This is a genomic window from Pseudomonas sp. MS01C9 (assembly GCF_058202755.1).
Genome location: NZ_CM177073.1, coordinates 1,181,195 through 1,198,137, shown reverse-complemented (window position 1 = coordinate 1,198,137; position 16,943 = coordinate 1,181,195). Strand labels below are relative to the sequence as shown.

Sequence of the window (16,943 nt, the reverse complement as noted above, 5' to 3'; positions counted from 1 at the left end):
GTACGACGGTGCCGTACCCCCCCTCTGGGGAGGACCGACGGTCGTTACGGCTGCTGGGTCAGGACCAGGCTGACGATGCCTTCATAGCGGCCGGCGTTGGCGATGGCGCCGACGGTGGTCTGGCGGATGTCCAGCATCTGCTCGATCGAGCCGCTGGTCGGGTCGCCGCCGGGGAACAGGTCGGCAGCCGACAGGGAGACACCGGTGGTGTTCAGTGCGCGTCCACCGAAGCTGACGGACAGGGGAACGCCCGTGGCGGCGGGATTGGTCATGTTCGCCAGCACCGGGTTGGTGATCAGCCGCAGGGTCATGTCTTTGTCGGTGTCATTGCTGAAGATCCGCGTTCCCAGGCGGGTAGGCTGCAGACCCGCGCCTGGCAGGTAGGCCATCTCCATGGAAGCCGGCAGCGGGCTGCCATCGGACTGGAGCAGTTCGATCGTCGGATCGACATCGGCGTAGACCAGGATGCTTTTTTCCACCGCCAGGGCGGGCAGTGAAACCAGGGCAGCCAGTGCCAACGGAGCGATTTGGAACAGTTTCATGGGGTGTTGCCTCTTTGCTATGGGTGAACAGGGCCAGACCACGTGCAAGGCACGTAGCTCAGGTAAAAAAGGGGTGATAGGGTCGGGCTTTAAGGCAGCACGGCCAGGGTGCGGGGCTGCTTGTCGTCGCTGGTCACGAAGCGCATCAGCACGTTGCCGTTCACGCCGGGCGGCGAGACGGGGAGTGTGCTTCCCGGGTACAGGCTGCGATTGACGTCGTTCCAGATGCAGTCTTTCTCGCCCTTGGTGTCGGCGCAGCGGCCGACTTGCAATACGCCGACGCGCAGGGTGCCGTCGTTGCGCAGGGCGCCGCCGTTCTGCTGCAGGCTGATGCTGGTGCGGCGTTCGTCGGGCAGCAGGCGTACCAGGGCGCCCCAGATCAGGTTGACCCCGATCCTGGGCTGGACGCCTTGCTCGGAGGTGACTTCATCCGCCAGGTCCGGCGCGGCCACCGGCTCGAAATAAACGCGGTAGACGGTTTCCTCGCTGGGGATCGCTTGCGCGATAATACGTACCGTACGACTGGCGCCCGGGGCGAGCACCGTGCGTTGTGGCGACACGACGATACCCTGGGTATCGGCGGGAGACAGCGGGCTTTCATGTTCGTCCGGTGTGCCGGGGCGCTGGATCCGGGTCACGCTGACCTTGATGTATTGCACCTTGTCCGATTTGGAGTGCAGTTGGATCTGGCCGATACCGTCCTGCTCGGCGCCGATGGTGCTGGTCATCGGGTAGACCACCATGTTGGCGGCCGCCGGCATCGACAAACCGAGTACCAGCGTCAGGAGTGCCAGCTTGCTCGAGACAGCCCATCGAACGGTAAATGTTTGATACAAATGCATGTCTGACCTCAAGTGGGTGAGAAAACATCAAGGTTTTCAATACGCTTGGTGGAGGATCCTGCCCTTGACCCCGGGTCCGTAGCGGTGAAGAGAAATCTCTCGTCTCGGGGGCGAGCTATATTTGTGTTACTTCCTTTTGTGCTACAGATGCATCCCTATTTCATGTAGGAAATTTCCAAAGTAGATTCAGACCCAACGCACCTGAACACGCTGGCTGCCGTCAATGAGGTGACTTCTCGGACGCGCGGCATTGGCACGGGCATGGTGGATTCCTGTGAGGCAAAGATGAGTGTTGTTTGTCCGAATTATTTTGGTGGGATAGTTACACCATGTCAATAGATTTGGTGGGATATATCCACGTTCGCTTGCGCGAAGAGATTGACCGTTGCGGTTTTTCGTTGGCGGCCGCCTCCCGGGCCGCCGGGGAGTCCAGCCCGCAACGCTTGAAGGAAGTGGTGTCCGGGCGGCAGAAATGCCCGGCCGACCTGGTGGCGAAACTGGCGGTGATCGGCGTGGATGCGCAGTACGTCCTGATCGGCGAACGCGGGCAAGCCGTGAAGCCATCATTGGCGCCTGATGAGGAAATGCTATTGGAGAGTTACCGCGCCCTGGATGTGGCCGGCAAGAAAAGGATGCTCGCCAGCCTGGTCTCAAGCTAGGCGCTGCGTCCACCGCGAGCAGGCTCGCGTCCATATGGGGCGGGTGTCTGCGGTATGGGGGGCCGACACCGCAGCGGTCCGAGCGATGGCCGATCCAGGCCTTGCGGCATCAGCTGTCCTGCAGGAACATTTCTCGACTCAGCCCATGGCGCTGCATCTTTTCGTTGAAGGTGCGGCGTGGTAGCTGCAGTTCTTCGAGCACCGCTTTCACGTCACCCTTGTGTCGGGCCAGGGCGGCGCGCAGGCATTGGGCTTCGAACGCTTCCTGCCGGGCCGCCAGGGATTGGCCTGGCTCGCTTTCCAGCAGGTGCGGCTGGTCCAGCCCCAGTAACTGGCGTTCGGCGACATTCGCCAGTTCGCGCACGTTGCCCGGCCAGTCGTGGCTCAGCAGATGACTCAGTTGCGGGCCGCTCAGGGGCGCGGCGCGGCGGCCGAGGCGTTCGGCGGCGCTGTGGGTGAAGTGTTCGAACAGCAGGGGAATGTCTTCACGCCGCTCACGCAACGGCGGCAGGCGCAGCTCGGCGATGTTCAGGCGATAAGCCAGGTCTTCGCGAAAGCGTCCGGCCCGGGCTTCTTCCAGCAAGTCCGGCTTGGTGGCGGCGACGATGCGCAGGTCCACGGCAATGCTCTGGTTCGAGCCCAGGCGTTCGAGCTTCTGTTCCTGCAATACCCTCAGCAGCTTGACCTGCTGGGCCAGAGGCATGCTTTCGATCTCATCGAGAAACAGCGTGCCTCCGTCGGCGTATTCGAGCTTGCCGATGCGCTTGCCCTGGGCGCCGGTGAACGCGCCGCTTTCATGGCCGAACAGTTCCGCCTCGAACAGCGGCTCGGGAATGGCTGCGCAGTTCAAGGCCACGAAGGGCTTGCTCGCCCGCGGGCCGAAGTCATGCAGGCAACGGGCGACCAATTCCTTGCCGCTGCCGGTTTCGCCGCGGATCAGCACGTTGACCGGCAACGTCGCCAGGTCCAGTACCTGGCGCCGCAGGTTCTGCAGCGCCCGGGAAACACCCAGCAATGTCCCATCGAGTCGGGCCCTGGCGTCGGCCTGTTCGTGCAGCCGCCGGTTCTCCAGGACCAGGGCGCGCTTGTCCAGGGCACGGCGCAGGCTGCCGAGCAGGGCTTCGGGGCTGAAGGGTTTTTCCAGGAAGTCGTAGGCGCCGTCACGCATGGCTTCGACGGCCATGGGCACGTCGCCGTGGCCGGTCAGCAGAATCACCGGCAGATCCGGGTCGCGCCGCCGTACTTCGGCCAGCAGTTCCAGGCCGCTGGGCCCAGGCATGCGTACATCGCTGAGGATCACCCCGGCAAAATGCTCAGGCAAGCTCGCCAGGCACTCCTCGGCGCGGCCGAACAATTGCACCTGGAACCCCGAGAGGCTCAGCCATTGCTCGACGGCGCTGCGAATGCTGGCTTCGTCGTCCACCACCATCACGTTTTGCAACAGGGACTCGCTAGGCATGCAACTGCGCCTCCTGGTCGATGGGCAAGGTCACGCAGAATACCGCGCCGTTTTCATGGTTGTCCGCCGTCAGTCGTCCGCCGGACTCATGGATGATGGCGAACGAAACCGCCAGCCCCAGGCCCAGGCCGTCGCCCACGGCCTTGGTGGTGAAGAACGGATCGAAGACCTGCGCCAGGTGTTCCTCGGCGATGCCGCTACCACTGTCGCTGACCGTCAGGCGCCACAACTGATCATCGGCCTCCAGGCGTATTTCCAGGCGTTTGAGCGGTTGTCCGGCCATGGCGTCGAGGGCATTGCGCAACAGATTGATCAACACCTGTTCGAGGCGGATCGCGTCGCCACGTACCCACGCCGGGCGGGCCAGGTGCAGCACGGTGTCGATCTGCTCATCGCGCAGGCGTGTCTCCAGCAGTTGCAGGGCCTGGTCCACCACCGCCGCCAGGTCCAGGCGTTCGCGCAGGCCGCTGGGGCTTTTGCGGGCGAAGGTCTTCAGGTGGCCGGTGAGGGCGGCCATGCGGGTGAGCATGTCGTCCACCGGCTTGAGGGCCTTGTAGGCATCATCGACCCGGCCGTGATCCAACAGCAGGCGCAGGGTCGCCAGTTGCGTGCGCTGGGCGGTCAGCGGCTGGTTGATTTCATGGGCCAGGGCCGCCGACATCTGCCCCAGGGCCGCCAGCTTGGCCGATTGCACCAGCCCTTCCTGGGCCGTGCGCAGCTCCCGGGTGCGCTCTTGCACCAGGCGTTCGAGTTCGGCGCGGCTGCGCTGACGCAGTTTCGCCAGGCGCCAGCGCTGGTTGAGAAACAGCAACAGGAACACCAGAGCCAGCCATGAGCCGGCAGCGGCGAGCCCGGCGTTGCGCAGGTCCTCGAAGGCGATCTGAGGAGGGCGCAGCAGGTGCAGCGTCCAGCCTTCGGCAGGCAGCGGCAGGGACTCCCACAAGTAATCCGCAGCGCCCTCGGGAGCCTCGACCCGGCTCAGATGGCTGTTGTCGTCAAAGCGCCGCAACGGCTCGAAGGACAGCGCTTGCAGCGGCTGCTTGTCGTATTGGCGGGTGGCCTTGAGCTCGGCGCGGTCGCTGTCGGTCAGGGGGCGCAGGTGGCGATAGCGCCAACCCGGTCGGTTGGCAATGAAGATGATGCCTCGGGCATCGCTGACCAGCAGGGTGTCGCTGCCCTGGCGCCATTCTCGTTCGAGCTCGGGAAATTCCAGCTTCACCACCATCGCCCCGAGGAAGCCGCCGTCGTCGCCGGTCACCGCGCTGGACAGGAAGTATCCCGGGATGCCGCTGGTCACGCCCACCGCATAAAACCGCCCGGTGCCCTGGGTACGGGTCTGGAGAAAATAAGGCCGGAACCCATAGTTGTGCCCGACGTAGCTGCTGGGCAACCGCCAGTTGCTGGCCGCCACCGCCAGACCGGTACGGTCGAGCAATTCCAGGGTGGACGATTGCGCGGCACCGTTGATCTTTTCCAGTTTGCGATTCAGCGCATCCTGCTGCGCTGCGCTGACGGGACCGTGGAGGGCCGCGCGCAACTCCGGGTCCAGGGCCAGCACGGCGGGCAGGGCACGGTAACGGTCGATCAGGGTGTGCAGGGAATTGGCGTACAACGCCAGTTGCTGGTTCGCACGGCTGGCGTCTTCCTCCAAGGCCGCGCGTTCGGCGTGGCGCACGGCCAGGGCCGCGGCGCCGACGGCGCCCGCCAGGATCAGCAGGGTATACAACGACAGACGCAAGGTACGGGAAGTCGGCAGCATGCTGGCGCGAACCGGTAGAAAGTCGGGCGCGCACCATAGCATGCTGACCGTAGCCAGGGCCAAGATCACGCGCGTGCCGGCCAGGCGCTCAAATGTACGGCTGCAGTGCGCGGTTCCATTGTTGATGAGTCATGTTCACCCTGTCGGTCAGGACATTGAACGGGGCAGAGCCATCCTGGGACTCCATCAGGATGTTGGCGCAGTTGAAACAGGCGGGGAAGGCCGAGGCGGTCTTGGCACCCTTGAGTTTCTGCGTCACGACCAGAATCTGCGACGGATCGGCTTCACCCGTCATGGCCTTCTGAAAAGCCAGCGCAACGTGTCCGCCGACGCTCTCGGCATGCATGCCTGGAAGCCCGGCGGATTTGGGCAGGTAACTTCCCCCCGCGACGATATGGGCCTTCAACCGCCTCTGGAGCAGGGGTTGAAACGTGGGGGTTTCGTACTCCAGGCCCGCCAGGTTGATCGGGTCGGGGTTCGTGCCTTTGTAGACCTTGATGGGACGTTGGGTGTCCTGGTACGTCTCGATGAGCTTCTTCTCCAGGAATGTCTCGTAACGGTCGATATCGCCGAACTTGAAGATGCCCCCCGAGACCGGATCGTCTCTCTCCAGGCCTTGTTCGGCGGGACGATATTCCACGACGCCGTGGCGTTCCACCGTTAACTGGGGAGGCAACGGGATATTGAAGAAATCCGTCAGTCGAATCGTTTCGTCAGGTGTCGCGCCGGGTATTTCAAAGCCCGCATGGGCGACCAGGTTGTCGTCCCTGTTCTTCTTGAGAAACAGCTCGGCTTCCGGGTTGTCGCTGAAATGGATCTCGCGCATTTTTTTCACTTTGGCCGGTGAGCCGGTAATAGCGGGCAGCGGGTTGGCCCCGCCTTGCAGAATGAGCTGGGTACGCTCGCTCATGAGCGTGAGCAGCTCGTTGCCCCCCTGGAGCGTCTTGCTGTCCTTGTTCAGGCCCAGGTTGTCCGAATAGCGCATAGGGTTGTTCCCCACCATCGCATACAGATTCAACCCATCCACCGGCCCCGCCGGGTCCGGGTTGACCCAGCGCATCGTCCACGGCGCGTAGTAACGCAATCCATAGCAGTAAAGCCCGCTGGCGTCCCTTTCCTTGCCGCTGTAGCGGATGGTTTTCTGGCTGGCCTGTACCTCGCAGTCCGCTGCCCACCATGCGGTGCCGCCGAAAGGGTAATACCCTTCATGGCTGATGAGCCGGGCGTCCTGGTCCAGTTCCTTGACCAGTGAGCCCAGGTGGTCTTCCAGGCTGTAGCGCAGCTGGCCCTGGTCGATTTCTTCCGGCCGGCCTTTTTCCCAGTAGAGTCCCCGCACGTTGAAGCCCAGGCCTTGCAAGGTGCAGACATGCAGCGCCTGGCTGTCGTCCAGGGTGCGGATCTCGAGGCCGGGCAAGTAGCGCACCTCGCGCACATGGCGCGTAGCGGCCGCCTGGCTGCTTTGCCGCTTGCGCACACGCAAGCCCTGGGCGTCGTAGACGTAGCGCTCCTCATCGTCGTCGCTGGCCAGGCGATGCACCTGTGTCACGCCGTGCAACTGGTTGCGCAGGTTCCAGGTCAGTTGCCTGCCGGTTCCGGGCAGTGTCAACGGGTTGCCGTCGGCATCGAAGCTCAGGTCATCGCCGGGAACATCGCCCTTGCGCCACTGCACGCAACGATTGCTCGACGGGTCCATGGTCAGGTGCAGCGTATGCGCCTGGCCCGGGGCCGCGCTGTTGTGGACCAGTGTCTGCAGATTGCCGCCTGGGTCGTAGCGATAATGCTGGGTGTAGGGCGTGCGCAGTGACAGGTCCATCGGCGGGATCAGCGCCGGCAGTTGCGGTTGAGTGCCGGCGCCGCCAGCCTCCAGGCCCGTGGCGCTTTCCAGGCGATACAGGCTGTCGTAGGTGAACCGGCGGACGCCCTCGATGCGCTGGTTGGCGTGATAACGGGTGACATGGGTGTGGTCGGTCAGGGACGTCATATTCCCCACGGGGTCGTACCGGTAGCTGAAGTGTTGAAGGACGTCGCTGTCTTTGACAGCCTTTTGTTCAAGCAGGCGTCCATTGGCAGGGTCATGGTTGTAGGTGGTCATGACCCCGTTACCGGCGATATATGCGTTCAGTCTACCGTCGGCGTTGTATTGCATGCGTTGGACAATCACCTGCGCGATGGGGCTGTCGGCCCATTGCAAGTGAGTGGCCGCGAGCTGTCCGGCGATGTCGAAGTCCCGGCGTTGGGCATGGCCCTTGGCATCCCTGTGGCCCAGGATTTCAGTCAGGGCGCTGTAGAACCAGTGTGTGTCGTAGGCAGTGGGTTCGAGCAGCGCATCGCGCTCGGTTTCGTTCCGGGGCCAGTCTGGCGAGTCCAGCGTGACGAGAAAGCGCCGGGACTGATGGAGCGAGGCACCGGCCATTGAATAATCGATCATCGATAGACGCCCGGCAGTGTCGTAATGCTCCACCAGCCGACCGCATCGATTGCGCCGGGCACTGTCGCTCGAGCTGTCGCCATAGTGCAGGTATTCGACGGCGACCCAGGCCTGGTCCCGGCCTCGTTCCCGGATCGCCACGGGGCGTAGTCGCGAGTCGTAATCGATGTGTTGCTCGCTGCCGCGCCCGTCCCAGCCCCGCAGTTTCTGTCCTGCCACGCCGAAGAGCTCCCGACGCATTCCGCCGTCGACACTGTGGGTGAGCAACGGGGTTCCCGACAGGCTATAGACGCTATGCAGGTTGGCCGTTTCCGTACCGTGCAGGCGAGGGTCCCACTGGAAAATGATGCGGCCGGCCACGTCATGCGCCTGGGCAGTGATCAGCCGCTGTGTCTGATCGCCGCTGGAGTCGCGCAGGTAGTCCACGCGCCGCACCGGGCCGGCGCGTCCGTCGAACACCGCCAGCACTGGCGTGTTTGCGTGGGGCTGGCTGTTCACCTGTCAGGCCCCGGGATCCGTATCGTTGTAGTCATGGTCGCATTGATACCAGGGATGATAGACATGCCAGGCCTCGTGTCCCTTGGCATTGATGACCTTGACCAGGCGTCCCGGCGGGTCGTAGAACTGCTGGTCGTGGTAGCCGTGGGCACGCAGCGAGGCGTCATTGATGTAGCGCCAGGCATCGGCGAAATAAGGGCGATAGACTCGGGTGACCAGCCCTTTGTTGTCGTACTCGACACGCTGGCTCACGCGCCAGCGTTGTTCGGCCAGGTGTTGCAGCGGCTGCCCGTTTTCCAGCACCAGCGAACCGTCCTCGGCCACGGCGTAGGCCTGGCCGGCCTCGACCCGTTGCTTGGTTTGCAGGGCGCGACCGAAACCGTCGACGGCGCTGACGGCGATGCGGACCTGCCGTAACGGATCGTCCGGGTAGCGATCGGCGCTCAGCACCACGCTGTGGGCCGGTTCCCGGGGTGCGGCATTGACCAGCACCCAAAGCAGTTCCTCGGCGGCGCTGCGTTGTTTCAGTTGCGCCAGGCGGGTTCGGCCTGAGGCACGGACATGGCCATCGGGCAGCATGTAACGCTCGCGGATCCACTCGTCGCGCTGCGTCGAGAGCACCAGCGTGACGTCGAGCGAGCCCATCCAGCTGAGCGCGTCGGTGCGCACCGCGCTGGCGATATTGCCCAGGGTTTCTTCCGGATAGGCGATGGCATGACCCGGCGTCAGGTCCTCGGGCGGACGGTAACGGGCGATGTCATCGAAGCCGGCCGGAACGCCGTTTTCGGTGCCATGGAAGGTGATCCCCAATGGCACCCCGCCGGGGCCATACAAGGCTTGCTGGATGTTGTCGTTGGCATCGACGATCTGCTGCGGCAACAGCGAGTGGTAATCGTATCGGACACGGGTCTTGCAGCCGTCCGGCAGGGTTATGGCGATGCTCATCAGGTGGTAAGGGTCATATTCGACCGTCGTGATGCCATGGCTTTGGGTCTCTTGCAGGGCACACACCTGGAAAAAACCCTCCAGAGGCTGGTAGATGGCAAAGCCGAGCTTTTTCGACCAGAGGTTTTCAGCCATGTCCTCGTCGGGATCTTCCGGCAGGAACAGTTTCATGGGCTCGTAGCCTATGGTTTCCAGTTCCTCGCGAATATCGAAAGGGGGCGGCACGGTGTCGTAGGCGTCCAGAGCCTGTTTGTCGAATTCAGCCACTTCCAGAGGGCCACGCAGGGCTTGGAAGGCGATGTCATCGTGCTCGTCCAGCAGGTAATTCTGTTCCTGCAGTGCGATCAGTTGCCGGGCGGCGACCCAGGGCGCGGAATCCTGGTGTTCGAGGAACGTTTCGTAGCTGATCTGCCTGGGGTTGAGTCCCTGGGGCAGTTCGCCTTTTGGACGTTGCAACCCGTTGGCCCTGGAGCGCCATGGCAGGCCCAGACGCTGGCGCAGCCCGGTGTCATCGATCAGGTGCAGGTGCTCGGCCCGTTTCTCGATGATATGGAACAGCTGCTGCTGCTCGTCATGGGCATCGCGCCACCAGGTGTTTTCCAGTTCGTCTTCGAAGGGCGGTGAGTCCAGGGCGGTGAGACGACGGGCATAGTGAACGGCGAACCCGTGGATGAGCTGGCCGAAGAGGTTCCATTTCAGGTTGATGTCGTGCCGCACTTGCGGATCGTGGGGGAAACCGTCGTATTGATGGGTGAGGGTCTCCAGCTCCAGCACCAGCAGGCTTTTCTGATGGGCGTGGGGATGGCGCAGCAGGTAGCGCTGTTGCGTCACGGTATAGGGCCTGGGGGGGCCGTCCGGATCGACGGGATGGGTTTCACTGCGCAGGACGTAGCCGCCCAAGGCATAGGCCATTTCCCGAGCGGTGTCCGGGTCGGGAACGATGATCTCGTTGGCCTCGTCGCTTTCATGGAAGCGGGCCAGCAGCGTCGGCCCCAACGGCACCGCGTCGGTGTCGCCTGCGAAACAGTCCCTCAGGGGCTGGTCGACGGTGCGACCGGTGTGGAACCAGGTCTTGACCAGTACCGGTGCGGTGAAGCCCTCTTGCGCCTCGTCTTCGCAGACTTCGCTGTCGAGCTGGTACAACCGGCCGAAACCACGCAACTCACGGTGACGGCTGTCGTAGTCGCCTTCGAAATAAGTGAAGCGTTGGGTCAGGCAATTGCCGGTGATCTCGTCCCGCTGCTGTTGACGCGCCACCAGCAGCAGGGCCAGCGGCAGATAGCACACGGGGAGTTTGTCCTGGGCCACGTGCTGCTGCTTTTCATCCAGCCAGTATTGGGCGCTGCTGCGGTAGGCGAGGCGGGTGCTGCAGCCCATGTTGTTGTTCGTGCCCTCCAGCAGATAGGGGCGGGCCGTGACGAAATCATAGCGCCAGTGTCGGGGCTTGCCGATATCGGTCATGTGGGGCGTGCTGAGGATCAGGCTGGCGCAACCCAGGCCCTGCAGGTCGGCCAGGGTGACCTGGCACAGATTGTCGTACCGCACACCGGTGGGCCAGGGCACCCGGACCGGTGTCTGCTCCAGGCCATTGCCGCCGCGGTTGAGGTAGATGTCGAAGCCGTCGCTGTCGAGGTAGATCAGCGCGGGGGCGCCGGAGCCGTCCAGGTCGGCGATCCGTACCCGGTCGGCGTCGAACTCACCATAATGAAAGGGCAGGGCGCTCATGACGAATCCTTCGCCGAAACGCCCGTGCCCCAGGTTCGGCCAGCACTTGATCTCATCGAAGCGGATGCGACACAGCTCAGTGCTGTCGCTGCCCAGCAGGTTGCCGAACAACACCAGCTCGCTGCGTACGTTGCTGAACAGGGGCAATTCGCTGTCCGGTTCGTGGGGCACATTCACGCCAGGGGCGAATCCTTGTTCGCGCAGGTTGGCATACAGCCGCACGCTTTTGGGCCCGATCATGGCCAGGGAACGCAAGCCGTCGCCGACAAGGTCACCCAGTTGCGCGGCCGGGTGCAGGAATTCGGTCGGCAAGCGCTGCAAGCTCTGGAAACCTGACCAGCTGCGGTCCGGGTTGAGGGTGTAGAAGCCGTTCATGCCGGGCTGGGCGATGACCCAGTTGAGTCGGCCACTGCCGGTCAGGTCGGTCAACACTTGCAGTACCGCCGGGTTGTCGCTGGCGACCGGCAGGCTCTCCAGGCGTGACCACGGGCCGTAGGCGATCGTGTCGCCACCGGCCTCGGCGCGCTCGGGTTCGCGGTAATACCAGCCGTCGGTGTACCGGCAGAGGAAACCCGGAACACCCTCGCCGTAGAGGTCGACGCATTGATAATGCCGACCGTCCTCGATGGCCGGCATCGTCTCGAACTCGAGGAAGGTTTCGGGGGTGAGGTTGAGCTCGAAACCGCTGTATTGCAGTTCCACGGGCGGCCGGTATTCGACCCGACCCTGGGCGTCCCAGGCCTGGTAATGGGCGGCGGTCAGCAGACTGTAGCCCAGTGCCGTCGAGGTGTATTCCAGCAGCAGTCGTTGTACCAGGGCGGGCTCGGTGCCGGTCTCGATGGGAAAGTGATGGAACATCAGGACTTGATGGCACAGGCGCCGCGTGCCGACTTCGAACCCGTACCGGTATGCGTGGATCGGGTCGCTGCGCAGGTGCCACGGTGCCTCTTCCTCGGTCAGCCAGGAAGGTTTCTGCGCAAGGTCGAGGGTGCGCTGGCCGTAGTCCAGGAGCAGGTGGAAATGCCAGTCCCGGTCTGCCGGGTCTTGGTCTTCGAAACAGTAAAAGGTTTCACTGGCCGTGGCGTTGCCGTAGCACACCCGGCGCAGGTAACGCTGGGTGCGATAGTCGTGGGGGCCGTCGAACGGGCCGGGATCGGCCGCGTATTCATAATAGATGTGCTCGCCCGAGGGGCTGACCTCCTCCAGCAGCAGCCATTCGGCGATGCGTATCGGCGCGGGAGGATCTGCCTCGGGGTCGATGGGTTCGGCGATGCGCGAGGCTTCAGTGCTGCCGTAGCAATACAGGTGGCCGTTGCTGCCCTGGACACGCCAGAACGGCGCGCGGCCGTCCGTGGGTGTCCAGAGTTCGTAGACGTCGAAGGCGCTTTCGACCCTGGGGTAATACCGCACCACCGCGCAGGTAGTGCCGCCGGGGCCTGCCTGGGGTCGAATGATCGGCGGCTCCAGTAATTCGGGCCAACGCTCGACGCCGTCGGCATCGATCATCACATCGTCGTCGGCATAGTGCGGAACGCCCTCGCTGCTCCGGCGGGCGATGCTGGGAATGGGGAGCCGCATGCCGATACCAAAGGTGCCATTGCCGCCCTGGCTGCCATAGAGCAGTGCCAGCGCGGGGGTCAGGTGACGGGCTCCGGACAAGGGTAATGGTAACTCGAACGAGGCGGCTCCCCGGGTGCCGACAGGGCCGATCCGGTTGCCGATCGTGGCAATGGATGCACTGCTGGAGAGGGTGGGGGGCACAATCTGGAGGGGCGTCTGTTCTGCCATCGTGATCATCTCGTTCGGCAACGCCAGGGCCATACCCGGCAAAACATGAGGATGCCAAGAGATGGGCGATGGGTAACCTGTCAGATCCGACAGGTGCGCAAGCAGGTCGATAAGTGGTAGGTACCCGGACAGGGACACCGTTGCCCCGGGTGAAAAGCGCTGTGCGGCAGTTCCGGCGGACATGAAAAAAGGCCGGCAGGTGAGCCACCTGCCGGCCTTTTCGGGTTCGACGTACGGTTATTGCACTTCGATCGCCAGGTTTTCGCTGATCTTCTTCTGCCAGATCGCCGGGCCGGTGATGTGCACCGACTCGCCTTTGCTGTCGACCGCCACGGTCACCGGCATGTCCTTGACCTCGAACTCGTAGATCGCTTCCATGCCCAGTTCGGCGAATGCCAGGACCTTGGATTTGCGAATCGCCTGAGCCACCAGGTAAGCGGCGCCACCGACGGCCATCAGGTAGACGGCCTTGTTGTCCTTGATCGCTTCGATTGCGGTCGGGCCGCGCTCGGATTTGCCGATCATGCCCAGCAGGCCGGTCTGTTCCAGGATCTGGCGGGTGAACTTGTCCATCCGCGTGGCGGTGGTCGGACCGGCCGGACCCACGACTTCGTCACCGACCGGATCGACCGGGCCGACGTAGTAGATGAAGCGGCCCTTGAGGTCCACCGGCAAGGTTTCACCCTTGTTCAGCATCTCGACCATGCGCTTGTGCGCCGCGTCACGGCCGGTAAGCATCTTGCCGTTGAGCAACACGGTTTCGCCCGGCTTCCAGCTCTGGACTTCTTCCGGGGTCAGGGTATCGAGGTTCACGCGACGGGCCGACGGGCCGGCTTCCCAGACGATTTCCGGGTAGGCGTCCAGGGGTGGCGCTTCCAGGGAGGCCGGGCCGGTGCCGTCCAGCACGAAATGGGCGTGACGGGTGGCGGCACAGTTGGGGATCATGCACACCGGCAGGGAGGCGGCGTGGGTCGGGTAGTCCATGATCTTCACGTCGAGCACGGTGGTCAGGCCACCCAGGCCCTGGGCACCGATGCCCAGCTGGTTGACCTTCTCGAACAGCTCCAGGCGCATCTCTTCGATACGGTTCCGGGGGCCGCGTGCCTTCAGTTCATGGATGTCGATGGACTCCATCAACACTTCCTTGGCCATGACGGCGGCCTTCTCGGCGGTGCCGCCGATACCGATGCCGAGCATGCCCGGTGGACACCAGCCGGCACCCATGGTCGGCACGGTCTTGAGTACCCAGTCGACGATGGAGTCGGACGGGTTGAGCATCGCCATCTTCGACTTGTTCTCGGAACCGCCGCCCTTGGCCGCCACGTCCACTTCCACGGTGTTGCCCGGGACGATGGAGTAGTGGATGACCGCCGGGGTGTTGTCCTTGGTGTTCTTGCGCGCGCCCGCCGGGTCGGCGAGGATCGATGCACGCAGCACGTTCTCCGGCAGGTTGTAGGCGCGACGCACGCCCTCGTTGATCATGTCGTCCAGGCTCATGGTCGCGCCATCCCAACGCACGTCCATGCCCACGCGCACGAACACGGTCACGATGCCGGTGTCCTGGCAGATCGGCCGATGACCGGTGGCGCACATGCGCGAGTTGATCAGGATCTGCGCCATGGAATCACGGGCCGCCGGCGATTCTTCGCGCAGGTAGGCCTCGTGCATCGCCTGGATGAAATCCACGGGGTGGTAATAGGAAATGAACTGCAGGGCGTCGGCAACGCTCTGAATCAGGTCGTCTTGCTTGATCACGGTCATGAGTCGCGCTCCTCTCAAAGACGGGAACATTCAATAAGGTGTCGCTCGTTTGGGTGCATCGGTCGACGAACGGCACCTCTTAAGACACGCCGGGCATGCTGGCGCGACGCTAAAAAGGCGCGGCAGTATATCGCAGGCGGGCATCCTGTGGGAGCGAGCTGCCTTTGGGCGAGGGGATTTATCCCCGCTGGGCTGCGCAGCATCCCCATAACCAGACAATTCGGTGTATCAGGCTGATCTCGTTCGAGCTTCTTGGGGCTGCTGCGCAGCCCTGCGGGGATAAAATCCCTCCGCACAGGGAACCATATCCATGGCCCAAACCGGGGTCCGCCCGCATCGAATAATGCGTCAATCTGGGCCATTGCTTTGACGCCATTTTTCTGCTCCAGAATTGAATGGTCATTTGCCCTGCACGCCACTAAAGTGGCGTCTGGCCTGTAGTGTAGGACTGATTTTTCAGTCTCATTTCCAACGGTGAGTCAACGATTGACCCATAACGCCATTCAACGTCTCCTGCTCAAACGCTTCGCCCTGGCGGCCGCAACCTACGCGCTGGCACTGGTGTTGTTGTGGCTGGCATATTTCAGTGGTCATTACCAAGACTCGTTGCGCGATGTGATCATCGGCAGTGGGTTGGTGGTGTTGTGCCAGGGGGCTCTGTTCGTCCTGTTTGTCACGGATCGCAACCTGCGTTTCGCCGACCCAAGCCTCACCGAGGCGCAGGTCCTGATCGGCCTGGGCTGGCAGACCTGGATGATGATGCACCTGGACCAGGCCCGGGGCGTGTTCCTGGTGTTCTACGTGCTGATCCTGCTGTTCGGGCTGTTTCACTTGTCCCGACGGGCTTTCGTGCGTTGCGCGACGCTGGTCTTCATCAGTTTCACCGGCATTACCCTGTGGGATGCCTACTTCTTCCGGCTGCCCGACCCGACCCTGGCCGGGTTGCAGGTGTGCGTGCTGTTTATCGTGCTGGTGTGGCTGGTGTTGTACGCCCGATATGTCCAGACCTCGCGCCAACGCATGCGCCAGCGACGCTTTGCCTTGCAGGCGCACCAGGACACCCTGCGCGGGATGATGCGCCAGCTCGAAGACCTGGTGGCCACCGACGAGTTGACCGGGCTGTTCAACCGCCGGCACTTCCTGCGCCTGGCCACTCGTGAACTCAACTCCCTCAGGCCTGGTGTCGCCCATGGCCTGGCCTTGATCGACCTGGACCATTTCAAACGCATCAACGACCTGCATGGCCATGCCGCGGGCGATCAGGTGCTCCAGGCATTCGCCGGCGTCGCCACGGCCTGCCTGCGCGAAGGTGACGTGCTGGCCCGCTATGGCGGTGAAGAGTTCGTGATGCTGCTGCCTGCCTGTGATCCCGCGCGCCTGACTGCCTGCTGCGAACGACTGCGGCGAGCGTTCAGCGAAGTCGAGTTGAGCGGTTTGCGACTGGGGACCCTCAGCCTGTCGGTGGGCATGACCCTGCTGGAAATCGACGACGACCTGGACGGCGCCTTGCAGCGCGCCGACCAGGCCTTGTACCGTGCCAAGCGCGACGGGCGAAACCGATGCGCGGCGGCCTGGGAGAATGTCGATGCCTGAATTGACGGTTGCCGGCCGACACTGGACGGTGGCGGCGGGAAGCAACCTGCTGGACGCGTTGAATCAGTCCGGCGTGGCCGTGCCCTACAGTTGCCGCGCCGGCAGTTGCCATGCGTGCCTGGTGCAATGTGTGGACGGCGACGTGCGCGACAGCCGGCCCGATGCCTTGAGCCCGACGCAGCGCGACCAGGGCTGGCGCCTGGCATGTCAATGCCAGGTGGTGCAGGACGTGCAGATCCACGCCTTCGATCCGCAGCGCGACGGTCAGTCTGCCCGGGTGGCGGCGGTGGATTGGCTGGGGCCCGACGTGCTGCGCATCCGTATCACGCCTGAGCGGGCGCTGCGTTATCAGGCCGGCCAGCACATGGTGCTGTGGCTCGGTGACATAGCCCGGCCTTATTCCCTGGCGAGCCTGCCCGGCGAAGACCGCTTCCTGGAGTTTCACCTCGACTGTCGCCAGCCCGGTCAGTTCGTCGATGCGGTCCGATCCATGACGGCTGGCGATCCCATCCGCCTCGGTGAACTGCGCGGTGGAGCCCTGCATTACGACCCCGAGTGGCGCGACAAACCGCTGTGGCTGCTGGCCGCTGGCACCGGGCTGGCACCGCTGTTCGGCATCCTGCGCGAGGCCCTGCGCCAGCAACATCGAGGCAGCATCCACCTCATCCATGTGGCCCATGACGCTGGCGGTCATTATCTGGACAAACCCCTGGCCGCGCTGGCGGCCAAGCACCCGAACCTCACGGTGGAGCTGCTGGCCTCGTCCGACGCCCCCGCGGCGCTGGCGCGGCTGCGGCTGCCCTCGCGGCAGACCCAGGCCCTGGCCTGTGGTCATCCCGAGCGGGTCGAGGCCTTCGCCAAGCGCTTGTACCTGGCGGGGTTGCCGCGTAATCAACTGCTGGTGGATGTGTTCCTTCCCCGGGCTTGAGTCTGTGCTCACCCAC

At 63.7% G+C, this 16,943-nt stretch carries 10 protein-coding genes; 3 read left to right on the top strand and 7 right to left on the bottom strand.

What is annotated here, in order from left to right; translation table 11 throughout:
- Positions 1-44: 44 nt before the first annotated feature.
- A complete protein-coding gene (locus AC1M7R_RS05560) occupies positions 45-542 on the bottom strand; it encodes a CS1 type fimbrial major subunit (protein ID WP_072395258.1) in 498 nt (165 codons plus the stop codon).
- 89 nt (positions 543-631) lie between these two features.
- Positions 632-1,384 (bottom strand): fimbrial protein TcfA, encoded by a 753-nt coding sequence (locus AC1M7R_RS05555; protein ID WP_072395246.1) that lies wholly within the window; start codon positions 1,382-1,384, stop codon positions 632-634.
- Between the two features lie 329 nt (positions 1,385-1,713).
- On the opposite strand from AC1M7R_RS05555, the gene AC1M7R_RS05550 reads away from it, so the two are divergent.
- Positions 1,714-2,043: a hypothetical protein gene (locus AC1M7R_RS05550; protein WP_143007948.1), complete on the top strand. Its 330-nt coding sequence runs from the start codon at positions 1,714-1,716 to the stop codon at positions 2,041-2,043.
- A 109-nt stretch (positions 2,044-2,152) separates the two neighbouring features.
- On the opposite strand, the gene AC1M7R_RS05545 is transcribed toward AC1M7R_RS05550, so the two are convergent.
- From AC1M7R_RS05545 to AC1M7R_RS05525, 5 genes are all read right to left on the bottom strand, one after another.
- On the bottom strand, positions 2,153-3,502 hold the full coding sequence (locus AC1M7R_RS05545; RefSeq protein WP_490610286.1) for a sigma-54-dependent transcriptional regulator: 1,350 nt from the start codon (positions 3,500-3,502) through the stop codon (positions 2,153-2,155).
- Complete coding sequence (locus AC1M7R_RS05540) at positions 3,495-5,261, bottom strand: sensor histidine kinase (RefSeq protein ID WP_072395243.1); 1,767 nt, start codon at positions 5,259-5,261, stop codon at positions 3,495-3,497. The genes AC1M7R_RS05545 and AC1M7R_RS05540 overlap by 8 nt, the downstream gene beginning before the upstream one ends.
- 88 nt (positions 5,262-5,349) lie before the next feature.
- The gene (locus AC1M7R_RS05535) at positions 5,350-8,187 is read right to left on the bottom strand and encodes an RHS repeat-associated core domain-containing protein (protein ID WP_143151595.1); all 2,838 of its coding nucleotides are present in this window, start codon (positions 8,185-8,187) and stop codon (positions 5,350-5,352) included.
- A gap of 3 nt (positions 8,188-8,190) precedes the next feature.
- The gene (locus AC1M7R_RS05530) at positions 8,191-12,645 is read right to left on the bottom strand and encodes a SpvB/TcaC N-terminal domain-containing protein (RefSeq protein WP_490610285.1); all 4,455 of its coding nucleotides are present in this window, start codon (positions 12,643-12,645) and stop codon (positions 8,191-8,193) included.
- A gap of 237 nt (positions 12,646-12,882) precedes the next feature.
- Positions 12,883-14,406, bottom strand: coding sequence for a fumarate hydratase (locus AC1M7R_RS05525; RefSeq protein WP_072395238.1), 1,524 nt, complete (start codon positions 14,404-14,406; stop codon positions 12,883-12,885).
- 486 nt (positions 14,407-14,892) lie between these two features.
- On the opposite strand from AC1M7R_RS05525, the gene AC1M7R_RS05520 reads away from it, so the two are divergent.
- Both AC1M7R_RS05520 and AC1M7R_RS05515 read left to right on the top strand, forming a co-directional pair.
- Positions 14,893-15,999, top strand: a complete 1,107-nt coding sequence (locus tag AC1M7R_RS05520; protein ID WP_072395236.1) for a GGDEF domain-containing protein — start codon at positions 14,893-14,895, stop codon at positions 15,997-15,999.
- Positions 15,992-16,927: an iron-sulfur-binding ferredoxin reductase gene (locus AC1M7R_RS05515; RefSeq protein ID WP_490610284.1), complete on the top strand. Its 936-nt coding sequence runs from the start codon at positions 15,992-15,994 to the stop codon at positions 16,925-16,927. The genes AC1M7R_RS05520 and AC1M7R_RS05515 overlap by 8 nt, the downstream gene beginning before the upstream one ends.
- Positions 16,928-16,943: the final 16 nt, after the last annotated feature.

Excerpts from the sequence above, each read along its gene's own strand:
- AC1M7R_RS05560 (WP_072395258.1), bottom strand. The coding sequence starts at position 542 with ATGAAACTGTTCCAAATCGCTCCGTTGGCACTGGCTGCCCTGGTTTCA.
- AC1M7R_RS05555 (WP_072395246.1), bottom strand. The coding sequence starts at position 1,384 with ATGCATTTGTATCAAACATTTACCGTTCGATGGGCTGTCTCGAGCAAG.
- AC1M7R_RS05550 (WP_143007948.1), top strand. The coding sequence starts at position 1,714 with ATGTCAATAGATTTGGTGGGATATATCCACGTTCGCTTGCGCGAAGAG.
- AC1M7R_RS05545 (WP_490610286.1), bottom strand. The coding sequence starts at position 3,502 with ATGCCTAGCGAGTCCCTGTTGCAAAACGTGATGGTGGTGGACGACGAA.
- AC1M7R_RS05540 (WP_072395243.1), bottom strand. The coding sequence starts at position 5,261 with ATGCTGCCGACTTCCCGTACCTTGCGTCTGTCGTTGTATACCCTGCTG.
- AC1M7R_RS05530 (WP_490610285.1), bottom strand. The coding sequence starts at position 12,645 with ATGGCAGAACAGACGCCCCTCCAGATTGTGCCCCCCACCCTCTCCAGC.
- AC1M7R_RS05525 (WP_072395238.1), bottom strand. The coding sequence starts at position 14,406 with ATGACCGTGATCAAGCAAGACGACCTGATTCAGAGCGTTGCCGACGCC.
- AC1M7R_RS05515 (WP_490610284.1), top strand. The coding sequence starts at position 15,992 with ATGCCTGAATTGACGGTTGCCGGCCGACACTGGACGGTGGCGGCGGGA.